Source organism: Micrococcus sp. iso_229 (assembly GCF_058072725.1).
Window position 1 is genome coordinate 1,435,882 of the sequence record NZ_CM176514.1, and the last position, 18,700, is coordinate 1,454,581.

Annotated in this window: 16 protein-coding genes; 1 reads left to right on the forward strand and 15 read right to left on the reverse strand. The window is 75.0% G+C overall.

Translation table 11 applies throughout. The features are described 5' to 3' along the window. Positions 1 to 41: 41 nt before the first annotated feature. From AC3RKA_RS06635 to dinB, 14 genes are all read right to left on the reverse strand, one after another. Positions 42 to 770: a cell division protein FtsQ/DivIB gene (locus AC3RKA_RS06635; RefSeq protein ID WP_464466429.1), complete on the reverse strand. Its 729-nt coding sequence runs from the start codon at positions 768 to 770 to the stop codon at positions 42 to 44. Positions 771 to 823: 53 nt separating this feature from the next. After that, on the reverse strand, positions 824 to 2,311 hold the full coding sequence (murC, locus tag AC3RKA_RS06640) for a UDP-N-acetylmuramate--L-alanine ligase (protein ID WP_002854564.1): 1,488 nt from the start codon (positions 2,309 to 2,311) through the stop codon (positions 824 to 826). Beyond that, the gene (gene murG / locus AC3RKA_RS06645) at positions 2,308 to 3,438 is read right to left on the reverse strand and encodes an undecaprenyldiphospho-muramoylpentapeptide beta-N-acetylglucosaminyltransferase (protein ID WP_036314165.1); all 1,131 of its coding nucleotides are present in this window, start codon (positions 3,436 to 3,438) and stop codon (positions 2,308 to 2,310) included. The genes murC and murG overlap by 4 nt, the downstream gene beginning before the upstream one ends. Next, entirely contained in the window at positions 3,435 to 4,727 is a 1,293-nt protein-coding gene (ftsW, locus tag AC3RKA_RS06650) for a putative lipid II flippase FtsW (protein WP_002854566.1), read from the reverse strand. Before ftsW ends, murG begins: the two co-directional genes overlap by 4 nt. A gap of 44 nt (positions 4,728 to 4,771) precedes the next feature. Further along, entirely contained in the window at positions 4,772 to 6,355 is a 1,584-nt protein-coding gene (gene murD, locus AC3RKA_RS06655; RefSeq protein ID WP_002854567.1) for a UDP-N-acetylmuramoyl-L-alanine--D-glutamate ligase, read from the reverse strand. Further along, a complete protein-coding gene (mraY, locus tag AC3RKA_RS06660) occupies positions 6,352 to 7,479 on the reverse strand; it encodes a phospho-N-acetylmuramoyl-pentapeptide-transferase (protein WP_200968973.1) in 1,128 nt (375 codons plus the stop codon). Before mraY ends, murD begins: the two co-directional genes overlap by 4 nt. Continuing rightward, positions 7,476 to 8,987 (reverse strand): UDP-N-acetylmuramoyl-tripeptide--D-alanyl-D-alanine ligase, encoded by a 1,512-nt coding sequence (locus AC3RKA_RS06665; protein ID WP_489727021.1) that lies wholly within the window; start codon positions 8,985 to 8,987, stop codon positions 7,476 to 7,478. Before AC3RKA_RS06665 ends, mraY begins: the two co-directional genes overlap by 4 nt. Then, the gene (locus AC3RKA_RS06670; RefSeq protein ID WP_489727022.1) at positions 8,984 to 10,741 is read right to left on the reverse strand and encodes a Mur ligase family protein; all 1,758 of its coding nucleotides are present in this window, start codon (positions 10,739 to 10,741) and stop codon (positions 8,984 to 8,986) included. The genes AC3RKA_RS06665 and AC3RKA_RS06670 overlap by 4 nt, the downstream gene beginning before the upstream one ends. 38 nt (positions 10,742 to 10,779) lie before the next feature. Then, positions 10,780 to 12,534, reverse strand: a complete 1,755-nt coding sequence (locus AC3RKA_RS06675) for a peptidoglycan D,D-transpeptidase FtsI family protein (RefSeq protein WP_464466427.1) — start codon at positions 12,532 to 12,534, stop codon at positions 10,780 to 10,782. A 68-nt stretch (positions 12,535 to 12,602) separates the two neighbouring features. After that, entirely contained in the window at positions 12,603 to 13,172 is a 570-nt protein-coding gene (gene ftsL / locus AC3RKA_RS06680) for a cell division protein FtsL (RefSeq protein WP_489727023.1), read from the reverse strand. Between the two features lie 20 nt (positions 13,173 to 13,192). Further along, positions 13,193 to 14,188 carry a 16S rRNA (cytosine(1402)-N(4))-methyltransferase RsmH gene (rsmH, locus tag AC3RKA_RS06685; protein ID WP_049158983.1) on the reverse strand — a complete coding sequence of 332 codons (996 nt, stop codon included), beginning with the start codon at positions 14,186 to 14,188 and terminating at the stop codon, positions 13,193 to 13,195. 142 nt (positions 14,189 to 14,330) lie between these two features. Then, the gene (gene mraZ, locus AC3RKA_RS06690) at positions 14,331 to 14,762 is read right to left on the reverse strand and encodes a division/cell wall cluster transcriptional repressor MraZ (RefSeq protein ID WP_002854575.1); all 432 of its coding nucleotides are present in this window, start codon (positions 14,760 to 14,762) and stop codon (positions 14,331 to 14,333) included. 325 nt (positions 14,763 to 15,087) lie between these two features. After that, complete coding sequence (locus AC3RKA_RS06695) at positions 15,088 to 15,474, reverse strand: SCO2097 family morphological protein (protein ID WP_002854577.1); 387 nt, start codon at positions 15,472 to 15,474, stop codon at positions 15,088 to 15,090. A 133-nt stretch (positions 15,475 to 15,607) separates the two neighbouring features. After that, positions 15,608 to 16,903, reverse strand: coding sequence for a DNA polymerase IV (gene dinB / locus AC3RKA_RS06700; protein WP_049158985.1), 1,296 nt, complete (start codon positions 16,901 to 16,903; stop codon positions 15,608 to 15,610). Between the two features lie 56 nt (positions 16,904 to 16,959). Between dinB and AC3RKA_RS06705 the strand changes: the two genes are divergently transcribed. Then, the gene (locus tag AC3RKA_RS06705; RefSeq protein ID WP_049158987.1) at positions 16,960 to 18,075 is read left to right on the forward strand and encodes a polyprenyl synthetase family protein; all 1,116 of its coding nucleotides are present in this window, start codon (positions 16,960 to 16,962) and stop codon (positions 18,073 to 18,075) included. Between the two features lie 44 nt (positions 18,076 to 18,119). Here the strand turns inward: AC3RKA_RS06705 and AC3RKA_RS06710 are convergent, their stop codons facing one another. After that, on the reverse strand, positions 18,120 to 18,518 hold the full coding sequence (locus AC3RKA_RS06710; RefSeq protein WP_049158988.1) for an Rv2175c family DNA-binding protein: 399 nt from the start codon (positions 18,516 to 18,518) through the stop codon (positions 18,120 to 18,122). Between the last annotated feature and the right edge of the window lie 182 nt (positions 18,519 to 18,700).

Below are 18,700 nucleotides of genomic sequence, written 5' to 3' on the forward strand. Positions count from 1 at the left end.
CTTCACCTTCACGTTCTACTGGAGACTCCTGTGGCCCCGGTTCAGCGCGTGATCGGCCGCGTGGGCACGGAGACGTCGATCTCGGCGACGCCACCCTCCGCGGACCCGTGCCGCTCGTCCGCCAGGAACGCCTCGGCCACGGACCCCTTGAGGCCGGCGTCCTGCGCGTCGCCCCAGACCAGGGTCACCCCGCCCTCAAGCGCCAGACGGACCTGGCCCGGGCCCCGGGAGTCGGCCGTCTCGACACGATCCGCTACGGACTCCGGCAGGGCGGCCAGCACCTCGGCCACCTCGGCGCGCTCCTCCTGCGCCCGCTGCGGCAGCTCCTCCGAGAACGCGGGGAGGTCCTCGCCCTCGAGCCGTTCCTCCGGCACTCCCGTCAGGACGGTGCCGTCCGCGAGCAGCAGCTGCACGCCGTTGTCGCCGTCCCGCCGGGCCCGCGCCTCGTGCTCCCGGACCGCGACCTCCAGGCCGGTGGGCAGGCGGGGCACGGTCTGGACCTCGGCCACTCCGGGCAGACCACCGACCAGCTCGCCCACACGGCCGGCGCCGACGCGGGACAGCGGCACGCCGTACACGGGCTCCAGGCGCTCCTGGACGTCGGTGGCGGAGACATGGCGGGTGCCGGTGACCTCGACGCGGTCCACCGCGAGCACGGGCGAGAAGAACACGACCCAGCCCAGGACGGTCAGCACCGCGAGCACCGCGGCCGCCACACCCCAGCGCGTGGCGCGGCGCCGGCGCGCGGTGCGGCCCGGGAATCGGACCACAGTGGAGGCGTCGGCCCCGGCCGGAGCGACCGGCGGCGTCCCGCGGCCGCGCCTCACGGGTGGGCGACGCCGGGCGCCGCGTCCCGGCCGAGCTCGGCCAGCAGGTCCGGACCCAGGGCGGTCACGTCCCCCGCGCCCATCGTCAGGACGACGTCGCCGGTCTCGGCGCCGGCCGCGACCGAGCGCACCGCCTCGGCGCGGTCCTCGGCGACGACACGGTCCTCGGCGGCGCCCGTCGTGAGGCGGGAGGCGATGAGGGACGAGTCGACGCCGGGCATCGGCTCCTCCCGGGCCGCGTACACGGGCAGCACGCGCACCGCGTCCGCCCCGGAGAGGGCGGCGGCGAACTCGGCGGCGAAGTCCCGGGTGCGGGAGAACAGGTGGGGCTGGAACAGGACGTGCACGCGGGCGTCGCCGGCCACGGCACGGCCGGCGGAGACCGCGGCGGCCACCTCCGTGGGATGGTGCGCGTAGTCGTCGAAGACCCGCACACCGCGCGCGGCGCCACGGAACTCGAATCGGCGGGCCGTACCCCGGAAGGCCTCGACGCCCCGCACGGCGGCCTCGAAGGCCATACCCGCCCGGACGGCGGCCAGGACCACGGCGGCGGCGTTCAGCGCGTTGTGCCGGCCGGGCACCTGCAGGTGCAGGGTGCGCTCCGGTCCGTCCGCCATCCGGAACGTGGCGCGCTGGCCCACTCCGGTCTCGCCCGGCTCCACCGCGAGGTCGGTGACCAGCAGGTCCGGCGTCACGCCGTCGCGGGTCGCCGTGCCGTAGGTCACGACGTCGGCGGCCGCGTGGTCCCGGGCCCACGCGGCCAGGTCCGCCGCGCCGGCGTCGTCGAGGCAGGCCACGAGGACCCCGCCCTGGGCGGCGGCCGGCAGCCCGCCCGCGAAGTCCCGGAAGACCTGGTGCACCGCCTCCTCAGTCCCGTAGTGGTCCAGGTGGTCGGCCTCCACGGTGGTGACGATCCCGATCGTGCTCGGGTAGTTCACCAGGGTGCCGTCGGACTCGTCGGCCTCCGCGATGAACCACTCGCCCCGGCCCGCCCGGGCGTTGGTGCCGAGCCCGGCGACGGCGGCGCCGACGGCGAACGTGGGGTCCCAGCCGGCGTCGGAGAAGGCCATGGCGGCCATGGAGGACGTGGTGGTCTTCCCGTGCGTGCCGGCGACGGCCAGCACCCGGTGGCCGCGCATGGCCAGGGCGAGGCCCTCGGAACGGTGCAGCACGCGCAGTCCGCGCGCCACGGCGGCATCGTGCTCCGGGTTGCCCGGCCCGGCGATCGAGGAGGCGATCACCGTGGTGACGTCCCGGCCGAGGTGCGCGGCGTCGTAGCCGACCGTGATCCGGGCGCCGCCTGCGGCGAGCTCGCGCATCACGGGCAGGTCCTTCGCGTCGGAGCCGGACACCGCGACGCCCTGCTCCTGGAGGATGCGGGCGACCCCCGACACGCCGACGCCGCCGATCCCCAGCAGGTGCACGCGGCCCAGGTCGGCGAAGCGGCCCTCGGCCGCGGGACGGGTGCTCTCGTCTCGGCTCATCGCCGGGCTCCTTCCTGGGCGGCCGAGCGCACGAGGCCGGCCATGGTGACGTCCGCGTCCCGGACGCCGAAGCGGGCGGCCGCCTCCCCCATGCGCGCGAGACGCTCGGGGTCGGTCGCCAGCGGGATCAGCTGACGCTGCACCCACGCGCGCCCGAAGGCGTCGTCGCGGACGAGCAGCGCGCCCTCCGCCTCCACCACGGGGCGGGCGTTGAGCGCCTGCTCGCCGTTGCCGATGGGCAGGGGGACGTAGACGGCGGGCAGGCCGACCGCGGACACCTCGCAGACCGTGCCGGCGCCCGAGCGGGCGACGATCAGGTCGGCGGCGGCGTAGGCCTGCTCCATGCCCGCCAGGTACTCCCGCTGGACGTAGCCGTCCCGGACCAGCAGGCTGCCGTCGTCCTCGGTGAGGGCCTTGTCCCGACCGGTCAGGTGGAACACCTGCAGACCGGCGTCCAGGAGGTCGCCCAGCGCGGCGCGCACGGTGCGGTTCACGGCCAGCGCACCCGAGCTGCCGCCGGTCACCACGACGGTGGTCCGGTCCGGGTCGAGGCCGAGGGCCTCGCGGGCGGCACGGCGGGCGGCCGCCCGGTCCAGGCCGGAGATCTCGGGGCGCATCGGCATGCCCACCCAGCGGGCGCCGCGGAGGCGGGTGTCCGGCAGGGCGGTGCCGACGTGCGCGGCCCGCAGGGCGCCGATGCGGTTGGCCAGGCCGGGGCGGGCGTTGGCCTCGTGGACCACCACGGGCACACCGGCCCGGAACGCGGCGAGGTACACGGGCGTGGCGACGTAGCCGCCCACACCCACGACGACGTCGGCGCGCCGGTCCCGCAGGATCCGGGCCGCCGTGGCGACCGCGGCGCGCATGCGGGCCGGGAAGCGCACGACGTCCATCGACGGGCGGCGCGGCATCGGGACCCGGTCGATCAGGTCGAGCTCGTAGCCCGCCTCGGGGACGAGACGCGTCTCCATGCCGGAGGCGGTGCCGACCATGGTGCACTCGACGGGACCGCCGCCGTCGCCCTCCAGGGCGCGGGCGATCGCGAGCATCGGGGAGATGTGGCCGGCGGTGCCGCCGCCGGCCAGCACCACCCGCAGGGGTCCGGAGGGATGAGAGGTCTGCGTCATCGGGGCTCCTGGAGGGCGGGGGTGGGGATCACGGGGAGGGGGTCGGTGTCCGGCTCGTCCGCCTGCGGGCGGGCGTCCGGCTGGACGGCACGGCGGCGCTCGTGGCGGGCGAAGGCCAGCACGATGCCGACCGCGCTCAAGGACAGGGTGAGCGCGGAACCACCATAGGAGATGAAGGGCAGCGGGACGCCCACCACGGGGATGATCCCGGAGACCATCGCGATGTTGACGGCCGCCTGGCCCACCAGCCAGGCCAGGATCCCCCACGTGGAGAGGCGGATGAACGTGGACGTGGTCCCGGCGGCGACGCGGTAGATGCCGATCGCCAGGCCGAGGTAGGCCAGCAGCACCACCAGCGTGCCCACGAGCCCGAGCTCCTCGCCGAGGATGGTGAAGATGAAGTCGTTCTCGGCCTCCGGGATGTAGCTCCACTTCTGGCGGGACTGGCCGAGGCCCGCGCCCCACCAGCCGCCCGAGGCCAGGGCGTACATCCCGTGCGCCGGCTGGAAGCAGGGGTCGGTGGCGTCGGAGCAGTCCCCCATCCAGGCCTGCACCCGGACCATGCGGTGCGGGGCGAGGAGGGTCAGGGCCAGGATGCCCAGGACGCTCAGCGCCAGGAAGGTGAGGAAGACCCCCCAGTGGGTGCCGGCCACGTACAGCACCGTGGCCAGCACGATCGCGAGGATGATCGCGGTCCCGAGGTCACTGCCCGCCATCACCAGGCCCAGCAGCAGCAGGCCGCCGGGCAGCACCGGGATCAGCGCGTGCCGCACCTGGGTGACGAGGCGGTGCTTGCGCTCCAGGACCGCCGCCGCCCACAGCGCCAGGGCGAGCTTGGCGGCCTCGGAGGGCTGCATCCGGAACCCGCCGATGCCCAGCCAGTTGCGATTGCCGCCCACGGTGACGCCGAGCGGGGAGAACGCGACCAGCGCGAGCAGGATCACGGCCACGCCGAACGCCGGCCAGGCCATCGCCTTGAGGACGCGCACCGGCAGGCGCGAGAACACGAGCAGGGCCGCCACGCCCGCCACCGCCCAGGCGCTCTGGCGCAGGAACAGCGCGTACGAGCCGCCGCCGGTGCCGATCGCCTCGACGGAGGAGGAGGAGAGCACCATGACGAGGCCCAGCACGGTGAGCAGGGCGGTGCAGCCGCTGATGAGCAGGACCGACAGGTCGAGGGCGCGGCGGCCCTCGAGGACCCGCCACATCCGGCGCAGGAGCCGCTCCCGGCGCTCGGGGGCGTCGTCGTCCGCGCGGGGGCGGACCGGGCGGAGCTCGATCGGGGACATGGCCCTCCTCACGGGGGAAGCGAGACGGTCGGGTGGGCGGCGGGTCAGTCGGCGCCGGGCGCGGCGTCGTCGGGCACGTCCCAGCCGTGCTCGCGCATCAGCCCGGCGACGGCCTCGATGAATGCGTCGCCGCGGGCCGCGTAGGAGCGGAACTGATCCATCGACGCCGCGGCGGGCGCCATGAGCACGGTGTCGCCGGGGCGGGCCAGGCCGTCGGCCACGCGCACCGCCTCGGCCATCACGGCCGCGCCGTCGGCGGGGCCGGTGCCGTCGGCCGCGGCGAGGGGGGCGTGGACGGGGACCTCGGGGGCGTGCGCGGCCAGGGCCGCGCGCAGGGCGGAGGTGTCCCTGCCCAGGAGCACCACCGCGCGGAGCCGGTGGGCGTGCGCGGCCACCAGCTCGTGATAGGTCACGCCCTTGGGCAGGCCGCCGGCCAGCCACACCACGGAGCTGAACGCCGCCAGCGACGCGTCCGCGGCGTGCGGGTTCGTCGCCTTCGAGTCGTTGACCCACATGATGTCGCGGGAGGTGGCCACGAGCTGGATGCGGTGCTCCCCGCGGTCATAGGAGCGCAGGCCCTCGGCCACGGCCGCGGGGCTCACCCCGACGGCCCGGGTCAGCGCCGCCGCGGCGGCCGCGTTGGCCACGGTGTGGCGCGGCGCCACCGGGCCCAGGTCGGCGCGCTCGGCCAGGGCGATCGCCTCGTGGCGCCGGTTGTCCAGGAACGCACGGTCCACGAGGATCCCGTCCACGACGCCGATGTCGGACAGGCCCGGGGTGTCCGTGGTGAAGCCGATCGCGCGGCAGCCCTCCTGGACGTCCGCGCGCTCCACGAGGGTGCGGGTCACCGGGTCCTGCTCGTTGAACACGCAGGCCACCCGCGTGTTCGCGTACACCTTGCCCTTGGCGGCGGCGTACTCCTCCATCGAGCCGTGCCAGTCCACGTGGTCCTCAGCCAGGTTCAGCACCGCAGACGACGCCGGGGCCAGGCCGTGCGTCCAGTGCAGCTGGAAGCTGGAGAGCTCGAGGGCGAGCACGTCGAAGCCCTCCGGGTCGCGGATCGCGTCGAGCACGGGGGTGCCGACGTTGCCGCAGGCCACCGCCCGACGGCCGTCCGCCCGCAGGATGGCCTCGACCATCGTCACGGTCGTCGTCTTGCCGTTCGTGCCCGTCAGGCACACCCAGTCGGCGGTCTTCCGGCCGGCGCGCTCGCGCAGCCGCCAGGCCAGTTCGACGTCGGACCAGATCGGCAGACCCGCCGCGTGGGCGGCCATCAGCAGCGGCTGGTCCGGCCGCCAGCCCGGGGAGGTCACGACGAGGTCCGCGGCGGCGCCGTCGACCTCGGGCAGCGCCTGCGTGGCCGCCCGGTCGAGCAGGACCTCGCGGACCCCCACGATCCGCAGGGTCTCGGCGCGCGCCCGGTTCTCGGGACCGTCGTCGCCGTCCACCACCACGACGGCGGCGCCCAGCTCGGCCAGGGTGTCGGCCACGGAGAAGCCGGTGACGCCCAGACCCGTGACGACGACGCGCAGGCCGGCCCACCCCGGGGCGTCCCAGCACGTGAGGTCGGCGGTGCGGGCGGTGTCGGCGCGGGGCCGGCGCACCGGCGCGTGCGCGGGGCCGGTCACGGGGTCACCCCCGCGAGGCCGCCCTGGCGGATGAGCCAGTCGCCGTAGAAGATCGCGAGCCCCACGGTGACGCACATCAGGGACAGCAGCCAGAAGCGGACCACGACGGTCACCTCGGCCCAGCCCTTGAGCTCGAAGTGGTGCTGCAGCGGCGCCATGAGGAACACGCGCTTGCCGCCGGAGACCTTGAACCAGCCCACCTGGATGATGACGGAGAGGGTGATCGCGACCATGAGGCCGGCCAGCACGGCCACCAGGATCTCGGTGCGCGTGAAGATCGCGAAGCCGGCCAGGGCGCCGCCCAGGCCCAGGGAGCCGGTGTCCCCCATGAAGATCTTGGCCGGAGAGGTGTTCCACCAGAGGAAGCCCAGCAGGCTGCCCGTGAGGATCGCCGCGAGCAGGGCGAGGTCCATGGGGTCGCGGACCTCGTAGCAGCCGCGGGTGCCCTCGAGCGCGCAGGACTGGCTCGACTGGAAGAGCGACATCAGGACGTAGGCGCCCGTGATCATGGCGGTGGCGCCCGTGGCGAGCCCGTCGAGGCCGTCCGTGAGGTTCACGGCGTTCGTGGTGGCGGTGGTGATGAGGTTCGACCAGATCACGAACAGGATGACGCCGATCGCGGGTCCGGCGAAGGCCAGGTCGAGCCACGGGATGTCCCGGGCGAAGGAGATCGCCGTCGAGGCGGGGGTCAGGCCCCGCTCGTCCGGGAAGTTCAGGGCGAGGACGGCGAAGGCGGTGCCGATCAGGGCCTGGAGGATGATCTTGCCGCGCGGCGTCAGGCCGAGCGAGCGCTGCTTCGTGATCTTCGTGAAGTCGTCCACGAAGCCGACGAAGGCCATGCCCACGGTGAGCAGCAGGAGGATCAGGCCGGAGGCCGTGGGCCCGCCGAAGTCGACGCCGAGCACCGCGAGCAGCCCGTGGGTGATCAGGTACGCCAGCACCAGGGAGCCGATGATGACCGCGCCGCCCATCGTGGGCGTGCCGCGCTTGGTCTTGTGGGTGGTCGGGCCGTCGTCGCGGACGAACTGGCCGTATCCGCGCTTGACGAGGAACCGGATGAACAGCGGGGTGCCGGCGGCCGAGAGGACCAGGCCGAGCACGCCGCCGATGAGCAGTCCGATCACGGTCGGGACTCCTTCGGGGAGGCGGAGGGGGCGACGGCGTCGGCCGTGGCGAGGCGCTCGCCGAGGGCCGCGAGCCCGACGCCGTTGGAGGACTTGACGAGGACGAGGTCGCCGGGACGGAGGTGCTCGGTGAGGAACGCCTCGGCCTGCGCGGCGTCGTCGACGAAGTGCGCCTCCTCGCCCCAGCTGCCCTCGTTGAGGGCGCCGATGTAGAGCGGCCGGGCTCCGGCGCCCACCACCAGCAGCTGGGCGATGTTCAGGCGCACCACGGACTCGCCCACGAGGGTGTGCTCACGGACACGGGCATCGCCGAGCTCGAGCATCTCCCCCAGGACGGCCCAGGTGCGGCGGCCGCTGGAGCGGCCGAGGGTGGCCAGCGTCCGCAGCGCGGCGCGCATGGACTCGGGGTTGGCGTTGTACGCGTCGTTGATGATCGTGACGCCGTCTGCGCGGTCGGTGCGCTCCATCCGGAAGCGGCTGGCGGGCCCGAGCCCGTCGAGACCACGGGCGATCTCGGCCGGGTCCATGCCGGCGGCGTGGGCGGCCGCGGCGGCGGCCAGCACGTTGTGCACGTGGTGCAGGCCGGTCAGTCCGGAGGCGACCGGATGCCGCACGGCGGCCTCATCCGTCCCGACCTGCAGGTCGAAGACGGGGCGCTCCTGGTCGTCGGCTCGCACGTCCCGTGCGGCGACGAGTCCCGCCGCGAGGGCGGCGGCCACGTCCTCGGCCGCGCGGGCGACGCCCCGCTCGTCCGCGGTGAACCAGGTGATCGGGGCGGCGGTCCGTGCCGCCATGCCGGCGACACGCTCGTCGTCGAGGTTGAGGACGGCGACGCCCTCGGGGCCGAGGGCCTCCACGAGCTCGCCCTTGGTGCGCGCGATGTTCGCCACGCCGCCGAAGCTGCCCGCATGGGCGGTGCCCACCATGAGCACGACGCCGATGTCCGGGCGCACGATGTCGCAGAGGTACGCGATGTTGCCGACGTGGTCCGCGCCCATCTCGACCACGAGGAAGCGCGTGTCCAGCTCCGCCCGGAACACCGTGAGCGGCACGCCGACCTCGCCGTTGTACGAGCCGACGGGTGCGACGGTGGGGCCCTGGGTAGCCAGCAGGGCGGCGAGCAGGTCCTTCGTGGTGGTCTTGCCGGCCGAGCCGGTGATGCCGATGACGGTGGTCGGGGAGTGCTCCCGGACGCGGCGCACGACCTCCCGGGCGAGCGCGCCCATCGCGAGCACGGCGTCCTCCACGATGATCGCCGGGTGCGCGGCGCCGTCGGGGGCGTGCGTGGCGCGTTCGGCGAGCACAGCGGCGGCGCCGGCGCCCAGCGCGGCGTCGATGAAGTCGTGGCCGTCGGCGCGCTCCCCCGGCTTCGCCACGTAGAGCGTGCCCTCGGCGGTGACCTCCCGCGAGTCGGGGGTGACGTGCACCAGCACGGCGGCGGGGTCGAGGGTGGCCGAGAGCGTGCCGGACACGGCCTCGGCGATCTGGGCTGCGGTGAGAGCGATCATGACTCGATGACCTTACCCTCGCGGACTGGGCCGGAGCTTGAGGCGGAGGCTGCCGCGACACGGGCGGCCAGGGCCTCGCGCAGGGCCACCCGGTCGTCCAGCGGGACGAGCTCGCCGTCGTAGTCCATCGTGGTCTCGTGCCCGCGGCCGGCCAGGAGGATGCCGTCCTGCGGCCCCGCCAGCTCCACGGCGCGGCGGATGGCCGCGGCACGGTCGGCCACCTCCTCGATCACGACCGGGCGGCCCTCCTCCCGCGCGATGCGGTCGGCCTCGGCGCGGGCGCCGGCGAGGATGTGGGCGCGGATCGGGGCCGGGTCCTCCGAGTGGGGGGTGTCGTCGGTGACGATCACCACATCCGCCGCCCGGGCCGCGATCGCGCCCATCACGGGCCGCTTGTCACGGTCGCGGTCGCCGGCGGAGCCGAACACGATCAGGGTGCGGCCGCGCATCCCGGCCGCCGCCCGCGCGTCGGCGAGGGAGCGCAGCGCCTGGACCATGCCGTCCGGGTTGTGCGCGAAGTCGACGACGGCGTCCGGCTCGCGGCCCACGACCTCCATCCGCCCCGGGACGGCGGCGGCCAGAGGGCCCTCGCCCGCGGGCACGTCCAGGACGGCGGCGAGCGCGTCCAGGTGCTCCTCCCCCACGGCGTGCAGCACGAGCAGGACCGCGAGGGCCGCGTTGGCCACGTTGAAGCGGCCCGGCAGACCGACGGAGGCCCGCAGCTCCCGGCCCGTGGCCGCGTGGCGCAGCGTGAAGCGGTGGCCGAGGCCGTCCGGCGCGAGCTCGGCGACCTCCCAGTCCGCCCGGAGGCCGGGGTCGTGTTCGGCCAGGGCGCCCGGCGTCGGCGCGGCCGGCCCGAGGGCGAGCGTGGTGACGGGAGCGCCGGCGGCCCGGGCCATGGCGACGCCCCAGCGGGGCCCCTCGCCGCCGTCGAGCGTGATGACGGCGTGGTCGGTGCGGGCGGGGTCGAACAGACCGGCCTTGGCCGCGAAGTACTCCTGCATCGAGCCGTGCATGTCCAGGTGGTCCTGGGTCAGGTTGGTGAACCCGGCCACCGCGTAGCGCAGGCCGGCGATCCGCTGATACGCCACGGCGTGGGAGGAGACCTCCATGACGGCGGTGTCCACCTCCTCCTCGCGCATGAGCGCCATGAGGGCGTGCAGCTGGGTGGCCTCGGGCGTGGTGAGCGTGGAGGGTACCTCCCGCTCCCCCGCGCGGATCAGGATCGTGCCCACGATGCCCGACCGGCGCCCCAGGGCCTCGAGCAGGGCGGCGGCGAGGAAGCTCGTGGTGGTCTTGCCGTTGGTGCCGGTCACGCCGACCAGGCGCGGGCCGGCGTCGCCCCCGCCGCCGTAGACGCGGGCCGCCACGGTGCCGGCGGCGGTGCGCACGGCGTCGACCTCGAGCACCGGGGCGTCGGCCAGGCCCTGCCCCGCCAGGAGCGCGCGGCCCGCCGCGTCCGTCAGGACGCCGACAGCGCCGGCCTGCAGCGCCGTGGCCGCGAACGCGGCACCGTGGGCGTGCGTGCCCGGAACGGCGACGTAGAGGTCGCCCGGGCGCACGACACGCGAGTCGAGGCTGACCCCCGTGACGCCGTCGGCCGGGGCCGCGCCGTGGACATGGGCCGCGATCCCCGCCTCGGCCAGCGCCTGCGCGAGGACGGGCCAGGGCGTGGCGGGGGTGTGGGAGGGCCGGAAGGCGGCGTCCTGCTGGGCCGGGGTCAGCGGAGCAGGGGGGTCGCTCGGGGTGGTCATGGGGGTGCTCCTGGGGTGCTCGGGGCCGGAGGCGTGGGTCACCACGGCCGGTCCTGCGGATCGTCCACGAAGACGCGGTAGTCGTTCGGCTCGGCTCCGGTGGCGGGCACGTCCGCCTGGCGGAGCATGTACTCCATGATCGTGGCGGCCGCAATGGACACGTCCCGGGAGCCCTGCTTCGACGGCGGCCGATGCATGGACACGGACACCACGAAGCGGGGGTCGTCGAGCGGGGCGACGGCGGTGAAGCCGAAGTTGTAGCCGTCGTACTTGCCGGTGTCGCTCGCGGCCTCGGCGGTGGAGGACTTGCCGCCCACGCGATACCCGGGGATCGCGGCGGCCTTGCTGGTGCCCTGCGTCACGACGGTCTCCATCATGCGGAGCATCTGCGCCGCCGTCTCCTCGGAGACCACGCGGTGGGGCTCCGCGGACGACTCCCAGCGCTTCTCCGCGCCGTCGCCGTCCACCGTGGCGTCGATCAGCCGGGCCGGGATCAGCACCCCGCCGTTGGCGAGGGCCTGGTACATCTGGGCGGTGTGCAGGGTGGTCTGGGTGTAGCCCTGGCCGAAGGCCGTGGTCAGGCGCTGGCGGCCGTCCCACTGCTCGGGCGGGACGAGGACGCTGCCCGCCTGCTGCGGCAGGCCGAGGTCGATGGGCTGGCCGACCCCGAAGGAGCGCATGTACTCGTAGCGCTGCTCGTCCGTGATCTTCTCGGCGATCTGCACCGTGCCCGTGTTGTAGGAGCGCGCGTAGATGCCTGCCACGGTCATGTCGAACGTCGGGTGCGGGGAGAAGTCCCGGATGGTCTGCCCGTCGAAGTCCTGGCTGCCGGGGACGGTGAAGCCGTCCGTGGCGGTGACCTTCCCGGCGTCGACGGCGGCCGCGATCGGCAGCGCCTTGCCCGTGGAGCCCGGCTCGTACGGGGTGCTCATCACGGTGGAGGTGCGGAAGTTCCCCTCGGTGGCGTCGGGGTCGGCGGGGTCCACCGTGGTGGAGTCCGCCATGACGATCACGTCGCCCGTCTTCACGTCCATCACGACGGCGTTCGCCCACTCCGCGTCGTACTCGGCGGCGAGGGCGCCGAGGGTCTCCTGCGCGAACCACTGGGCGTCCTTGTCCACGGTCAGGCGCAGGTCGGCGCCGTCCACGGCCGGAACCTCCTCGAGCGGGGCGTTGGGGATGCGGATGCCGTCCGCGCCCACCTCGAACGTGCGGGTGCCCGGAGTGCCGGTCATGACGTCGTCCTGGCTGAGCTCGAGGCCTTCGAGGGCGGTGCCGTCACCGCCCATGAAGCCGATGATGCTGCCGGCGACCGACCCGTTCGGGTAGGTGCGGCGGTCCACCGCCTCGGAGAGCAGGCCCGGCACGTTGAGCGCCATGGCCTTGTCCCGCACCTCCGGGGTCACGGATCGACGCACCACGGCGTACGGGCGGGAGCCGATGGTGGCCTCGCGCACCTCCTCCTCCGACATGCCGAGCACCTCGGCCAGGCTGGCCAGGCGGGAGTCCACGTCCACGAGCACGGTCTCCCGGGCCTCGCGGTCCCATTCGTTGAAGTCCTTGACGAGGCGCTGGTCCACGACGATGTCGTATCGGCGCACGCTGGCGGCCAGCACGTCGCCGTCACGGTCCAGGATGGACCCGCGCTGCGGCAGGGTCTCCTGGTGGGTCAGGCGCTGGTCCATGGCCGCCGCGGCCTGCCCCGTGGGGTCGATGCCCTGCACGTAGACGAGCCGCAGCGCCAGCCCGCCGAGCAGGACGAAGACGAGCAGCAGCAGGATGCGGGTGCGCACGGCAGGGTGCCCGGGAGCGGGCCCGACCGTCGATCCGCCGCGGGGAAGGTGCGAGGCGGGACGGTCGATCAACGGTCGGCGGCGTCCTGGTCGGCGGCGGCGGAGGCGTCCTCGCCGCCGAGGGTGCGCGGTCCCTCGATCTCGTCCTGGCCCTCGGCGGCCGCACCCTGGCGGACCGCGTCCGCGTCCGCCGGCGGCGCGACGTAGGTGGCGGAGATGTCGCCGTCCTGGGCCGCCTGGGCCTCGCCGCTGAGCTGGCCCGTGCCCGCGTCCACGGAGGCGGTGCCGGCGGGGGCGACCATCCCGAGGGCGTCGGCGCGCGCGGCCAGGTTCTGCGGCGCCTCGAGGTGGCCCACCTGCTCGGCCAGCCGCTCATTGGTCTCGGTGACGGCCTGCTGCTCCTGGCGCAGGTCCAGGAGGGCGTACTGCCGGTTGGACATGGTGATGTTCATGACGAGGACCGCCGCGAGCGCGGCGAGCACCACGAGGACGCACAGCACGGTCACGCCGGAGCGGGATCGGGGCAGCGGGGCGGGCACCACCGAGAGCGGCGTGCGCTCCTGCGGAGCCGGCCGCGCGGGGGCGACGGGGGTCGACCCGGGGCGCAGCGACTCTGCGATCCGTGCGTGTGCGGCCATGCTCATCTCCTCGTGCAGCGTCATGCCGTGGTCCTGGACGTCCTGATCTTCTCAACCGCACGCACTTTCGCGGAGGAGGCGCGACGGTTCTCGGAGATTTCTTCTTCGGTGGGCTTCTCGGTGCCGCGGGTGAGCACCCGCACCACGGGTTCGTGCTCCTCCAGCACCACCGGGAACCCCGGGGGCGCCGTGGACGTGGCCCACGCGCTCAGGTGCCGCTTCGTGATGCGGTCCTCGAGGGAGTGGTAGCTCATCACCACGAGGCGGCCGCCCACGTGGAGGGCGTCGAGGATGGCCGGCACGGCGGCGTCGAGGATGTCGAGCTCCTCGTTCACGGCGATGCGCAGCGCCTGGAAGGTGCGCTTGGCCGGGTGCCCGCCGGTGGCACCCGCGGCGACGGGGACGGCCGAGCGGATCACCTCGACGAGGCGGCCGGTGGTCTCGATGGGGGCCTCGTCGCGGGCTCGGACGATGGCCCGTGCGATGGGGCCGGCGAAGCGCTCCTCACCGTCGCGACGGATGATGCGGCGCAGCTCCTGCTCGTCCAGCTCCGCCACGAGCGTCGCGGCGGAGGGCTCGGCGGTGTCGTCCATGCGCATGTCCAGCGGAGCGTCGTAGGAGTAGGCGAAGCCGCGTTCCCGGTCGTCCAGCTGGTAGGAGGACACGCCGAGGTCGTAGAGCGCGGCGTCGACCTTCGTGACGCCCGCGGCGGCCATGGCCTCGGGCACCCGGTCGTAGGTGCCGTGGAAGGGGATCAGACGGTCGGCGAGGGGGCCGAGGCGCTCGGCGGCCATGGCCTGGGCGTGGGCGTCGCGGTCGATGCCGATGACGCGCAGGTGGGGGAACCGGGTCAGCAGGGCCTCGGTGTGCCCGCCCATGCCCAGCGTGCCGTCGACGGCGACGGGCGTGCGGCCGGCCTCGAGCGCGGCCTGGACGGCGGGGGCGAGGAGGTCGACGACGCGGTCCCGCATCACGGGCAGGTGGCGGTCCTCGGGGCGCGGCTGGCCTGCGTCCACTCTCGACCTCCTGCTCACATCGCGGTCCTGGCGGACCTCGGGCGGGATCCCCATCCGTCCGCCGCCGCGCCTGGCCCAGGGGAAGACGGGTCAGGTGCGGCGGCGTCGGCTGGAGGTCTCGCTCGAGGTCGGGTGGTCACGGTCAGAAGACGCCGGGCAGGACGTCCTCGTCGGTCTCGGAGAAGGCGGCTTCCTGCTCGGCGAGGTAGGTGTTCCAGGACTCCGAGTCCCAGATCTCCACTCGCGTCCCCGCGCCGATCACGGTCACGTCCCGGTCCAGCCCCGCGTACTGCCGCAGCGGCGCCGGCACGGTCACCCGACCCTGCTTGTCCGGGACCTCGTCCGACGCCCCCGAGAGGAAGACGCGGATGTAGTCACGGGCCTGGCGGGAGGACAGTGGAGCCGACCTCATCTGCTCGTGGACCCGCTCGAACTCACGAGCGCTGAACACGTAGATGCAGCGCTCCTGACCCCGGGTCAGGACCAGCCCCTCCGCCAGCTCCTCGCGGAACTTGGCGGGGAGGATCAGCCGGGACTTCTCGTCGAGCCGGGGGGTGTACGTGCCCAAGAACACGGCACACCCCCTGGCTCGTCGAGCGGTCCCTCCCGACCAAGGTCGGGACCCATGCTCTCTCCTTTCCTCCACATTACCCCACTTCCCTCCACCATCAACCCAGGAACGCGGGTCCCGGCGCCACGGGCGTGTCGAGGCCCCCCCGAGTCCGGCGCGCCATCCCGCGGGTCCCGGGGCCGGCGTCGCCGTGGAGGGAAGCGGAGGACCGGTGGGCCCCCGGTGGAGGGCCGCGGCGACGACGGGGCCTCGGGCAGCGGAAAGGCCCCGATCCGGAGCGGATCGGGGCCTGGAGTGGAGGAGGGTGGGGGCCCGGCGGGCCAGGCGCTCAGTCGCCTCGGGCGCGCCGCTCGTCCCAGCGCCGCTCGAGGCGGCCCATGAAGTCGCCACCCCCCTGCCGCCGCGGTGCGCCCGACCGTCGGGCCACCGGCCCCGAGGCCCCGGAGGCGACGGCGCGCGGCCGCGTGGTCAGCAGGAAGATGCCTGCCCCGATGACGACGACGCCGAGCACGCCCAGGAGGATCGCGTGGTTGGCGACCCCGAGGACCACGACGAGCAGCCCGACCACTGCGAGGACGGCCCCGGCCACCACGCGGCCCACGGGCAGCCGATGCCGCCCCGTGTCCGCCATCTGGGTGGCCAGCCGGGGGTCCTCGGTGCGCAGCTGCTGCTCCAGCTGGTCCAGCATCCGCTGCTCATGCTCTGAGAGGGGCATGGCGACTCCTTCAAACGCGGCCTCCGACACCTCCGGGACCGGGAGGGGACGCCCGCGCGTCCGACTTGCCCTCCAGGATAGGACCTGCCGCCCCACCCCAGCCAGGTGGCGACGTCGCCGACCCCGAAACCCCTCACTCCCGGTCCGGGCCTCCGGTGCCCGGCCGCGGCGCGTCCCGGCGGGCGTCGGCGCGGGCCTCGCGGCGACCCAGCAGCGACGCCGGCCGCACGGCCGCCGTCGGGAAGCGTCGGGCGACGGCGTCCAGGGCGGCCTCGGCGCCGGCCCAGTCGCCCTCCTCCGACGCCTCGTCCTCCGTCCCCCAGGCGGGACCGCCGAAGAGCGCCTCCTGGGCCGGGGGCTGATCGGCCGCGTCACCGAGGCGCTCGGCGCGCACGCCCACGAGCCGGACCGGATGCGGTCGTTCGGCATGCAGCTCGCGGACGAGCCGCCGCGCCGGGCCGAGGAGGTCGTGGCCCGTGGCGGTCGGCCGGGCGAGGCGGGCGGTGCGGCTGCGGACCGACCCGTCCGGCGCCTTGAGGCGGACCGTGACCGCCCCGGCGGTGACCTGCTCCGCCCGCAGCCGGGCCGCGACCCGGTGACACAGGCGCAGGACCTCCGGGTCGACGCCCGCGACGTCGACGGGGTCGACGTCGAAGGTGTGGTCCGCGCCGATGCTGCGGGCCGCCGGGCGCGGGGCGACGGGACGCGGGTCGATGCCCCGGGCGAGCGACGCCCACTCCCGGCCGGCGGCCCCGAACGACGCCTCCAGACGCGCGGGGTCCACCCGGGCGAGGTCGCCGATGGTCGCCACCCCCCGCCGGCCGAGCCGCTCGGCCGCCTTGGGGCCCACGCCCCACAGCCGGCCCACGGGCAGCGGATGGAGGAAGTCCAGGGTGCGCTCCGGCGGCACGATCAGCAGGCCGTCGGGCTTGGCCGCGGTGGACGCCGTCTTGGCCACGAACTTCACGGCCGAGCCGCCCACCGTGCACGGCAGCCCCAGCTCGGAGCGGACGCGCTCCCGGATCAGGTGGCCGATGTGCTCGGGCGGGCCGAGCCGACGGCGCGCGCCGGCGACGTCGAGGAACGCCTCGTCCACGCTGAGCTGCTCCATCACGGGGGTCACGTCCGCGAGCACGGCCATCACCTCGGCGGAGACGGCCCGGTAGAGCTGCTGTCGCGGCGGGATGACCACGAGGGGCGGACACAGGGCGCGGGCGTGCGCCAGGGGCATCGCCGAGCGGACCCCGTAGGCCCGCGCCGCATACGAGGCGGAGAGCACCACGGACCGGCCGCTCGGGGCGGCGACGGCGGCGGGACGCCCTTCGAGGTCGGGCCGTTCGCGCAGCTCGACGGACAGGAAGAACGCGTCCATGTCCACGTGCAGGATCGTCGCCTCATCGCGGGGTGCAGCGGGCGCGGTCTCGGACATGGACCGAGCCTATCCGGGACCGGCGATCCGTCGCGCGGCGCGGCTAGGGTGGGGCCATGCCCGCCGACGTCGCCGTCCCCCGCCCCCGTCCCGCCGACCAGGACCGCTTCCGCGCCGCCGTCGCCGACGCCCTCGACCGCCTGCTGGCGGAGCACCGCGACCTCGCCCGGGACGTCCACCCGCTGACGGCGCCCCTCGTGGACGCGATCGCGGACCTGACCGCGGGCGGCAAGCGCCTGCGCGCCGTCCTGGCCTGGCTCGGCTGGCGAGCGGCCGGTGGCGAGGCGGAGGACCCCCGCATCGCCGAGGCGGGCGCGGCGTTCGAGCTGTTCCAGGCCGCGGCGCTGATCCACGACGACATCCTGGACCGCTCGGACACCCGCCGCGGGATGCCCAGCGTGCACCGCCGCTTCGAGTCCCTCCACCGGGAGGCGGGCTGGCGCCACGCCGCGGAGCACTTCGGCGTCTCCGCCGCGATCCTCGCCGGCGACGTCGCCCTGGGGATGAGCGAGACGGCCTTCGCACGCGTCCTCGCCGGCACGCCCCGGGAGGATCGGGCGCGGGCCGAGCTCGAGCGGATGCGCTTCGGCGTGATGGCGGGTCAGTACCTCGACGTGGTGGCCGAGATGGCCCCGGCGGCGCGCGATGCCCGCGAGGCCGAGGCGGCCGCCGAGGCGGTGGTGGAGCACAAGTCGGCGCGCTATTCGGCGGTGCACCCGCTGGCCCTCGGCGGGCTGCTGGCGGGGGCGGACGACGGGCTGGTGACCGCGTTCGCCCGGGTGTCGCTGCCGTTCGGCATGGCCTTCCAGTACCGGGACGACCTGCTCGGCGTGTTCGGCGATCCGGCGACCACGGGCAAGCCCGCGGGCGACGACCTGCGGGAGGGGAAGCAGACGGTGCTCATCGCCCGCGCCGTCGAGCTGCTCGCCCCGGACGAGGCCGCCGCGCTCGACGCGGACCTCGGCGACCCGGACCTCGGCGCGGACCGGGTGGCCCACTGGCAGGGCGTCCTCGAGACGTGCGGCGCGCGCCGGGCCGTCGAAGAGCGGGTCGCGGCGCTGTCGCACGAGGCGGCCGGGGCCGTGGCGGGCCTGCTCGCGCACGGCGTCCCCGAGGACGTCAGCGCCGAGCTCACGCGGCTGATCGACGCCTACACGTCGCGCCGCCACTGAGCGGCGACGGGCCCCGCGGGCGGATCGTCGCCCGCGGGGCCGGCTCACCAGGCCAGGGCCTGGGCGCGGCGCCGGATCTCGGTCTTCCGACCGTCCCGGAGCGCGTCGATGGGCCGGCCGGGCAACGACTCGTCCTCGGTGAACAGCCAACGGAGGGCCTCCTCGTCGGAGAAGCCGGCATCGGCCAGCAGCACGAGCGTGCCCTGCAGGGAGTCGAGCACGCCGGTCTCGGTGAGGAACAGGGCCGGCACGGACCGCACCGCGGGCTCGGGGCGTCGCACGGCCAGCAGGCGGCGATCATGCACGAGGTTGTGGACGCGGGTCACCCGCTGGTCGAGGCGCTCCGCCACGTCGGGCACGGAGAGCCACTCGCCCACGAGGGCGTCGAGCTCGGCGGGGATCGCGTCAGCGGGGACCGGGGTGTCGGAGGATGTGGTGCTCACGGGCGCCAGCCTACGTGGCCGCCGACGGGCCCGGCCCACCGCGCCCCGGACGGCATGGATCTCAGTATGGTCACGAAGATCACATTCCGATAACATCGCCGAGGCTCCACGGTCGGGCGCCGACGTCGTCGGTCGACCGCGGGGGCCACGGGTCCCACCCGTCACTTCCCCGTCGTGTTCCA

What these genes read in the sequence shown, in the direction of transcription:
- murC (WP_002854564.1), bottom strand. Translation starts at nt 2,311, where the DNA reads ATGAGCCGAGACGAGAGCACCCGTCCCGCGGCCGAGGGCCGCTTCGCC.
- murG (WP_036314165.1), bottom strand. Translation starts at nt 3,438, where the DNA reads ATGACGCAGACCTCTCATCCCTCCGGACCCCTGCGGGTGGTGCTGGCC.
- ftsW (WP_002854566.1), bottom strand. Translation starts at nt 4,727, where the DNA reads ATGTCCCCGATCGAGCTCCGCCCGGTCCGCCCCCGCGCGGACGACGAC.
- AC3RKA_RS06665 (WP_489727021.1), bottom strand. Translation starts at nt 8,987, where the DNA reads ATGATCGCTCTCACCGCAGCCCAGATCGCCGAGGCCGTGTCCGGCACG.
- AC3RKA_RS06670 (WP_489727022.1), bottom strand. Translation starts at nt 10,741, where the DNA reads ATGACCACCCCGAGCGACCCCCCTGCTCCGCTGACCCCGGCCCAGCAG.
- ftsL (WP_489727023.1), bottom strand. Translation starts at nt 13,172, where the DNA reads ATGGCCGCACACGCACGGATCGCAGAGTCGCTGCGCCCCGGGTCGACC.
- AC3RKA_RS06695 (WP_002854577.1), bottom strand. Translation starts at nt 15,474, where the DNA reads ATGCCCCTCTCAGAGCATGAGCAGCGGATGCTGGACCAGCTGGAGCAG.
- dinB (WP_049158985.1), bottom strand. Translation starts at nt 16,903, where the DNA reads ATGTCCGAGACCGCGCCCGCTGCACCCCGCGATGAGGCGACGATCCTG.
- AC3RKA_RS06705 (WP_049158987.1), top strand. Translation starts at nt 16,960, where the DNA reads ATGCCCGCCGACGTCGCCGTCCCCCGCCCCCGTCCCGCCGACCAGGAC.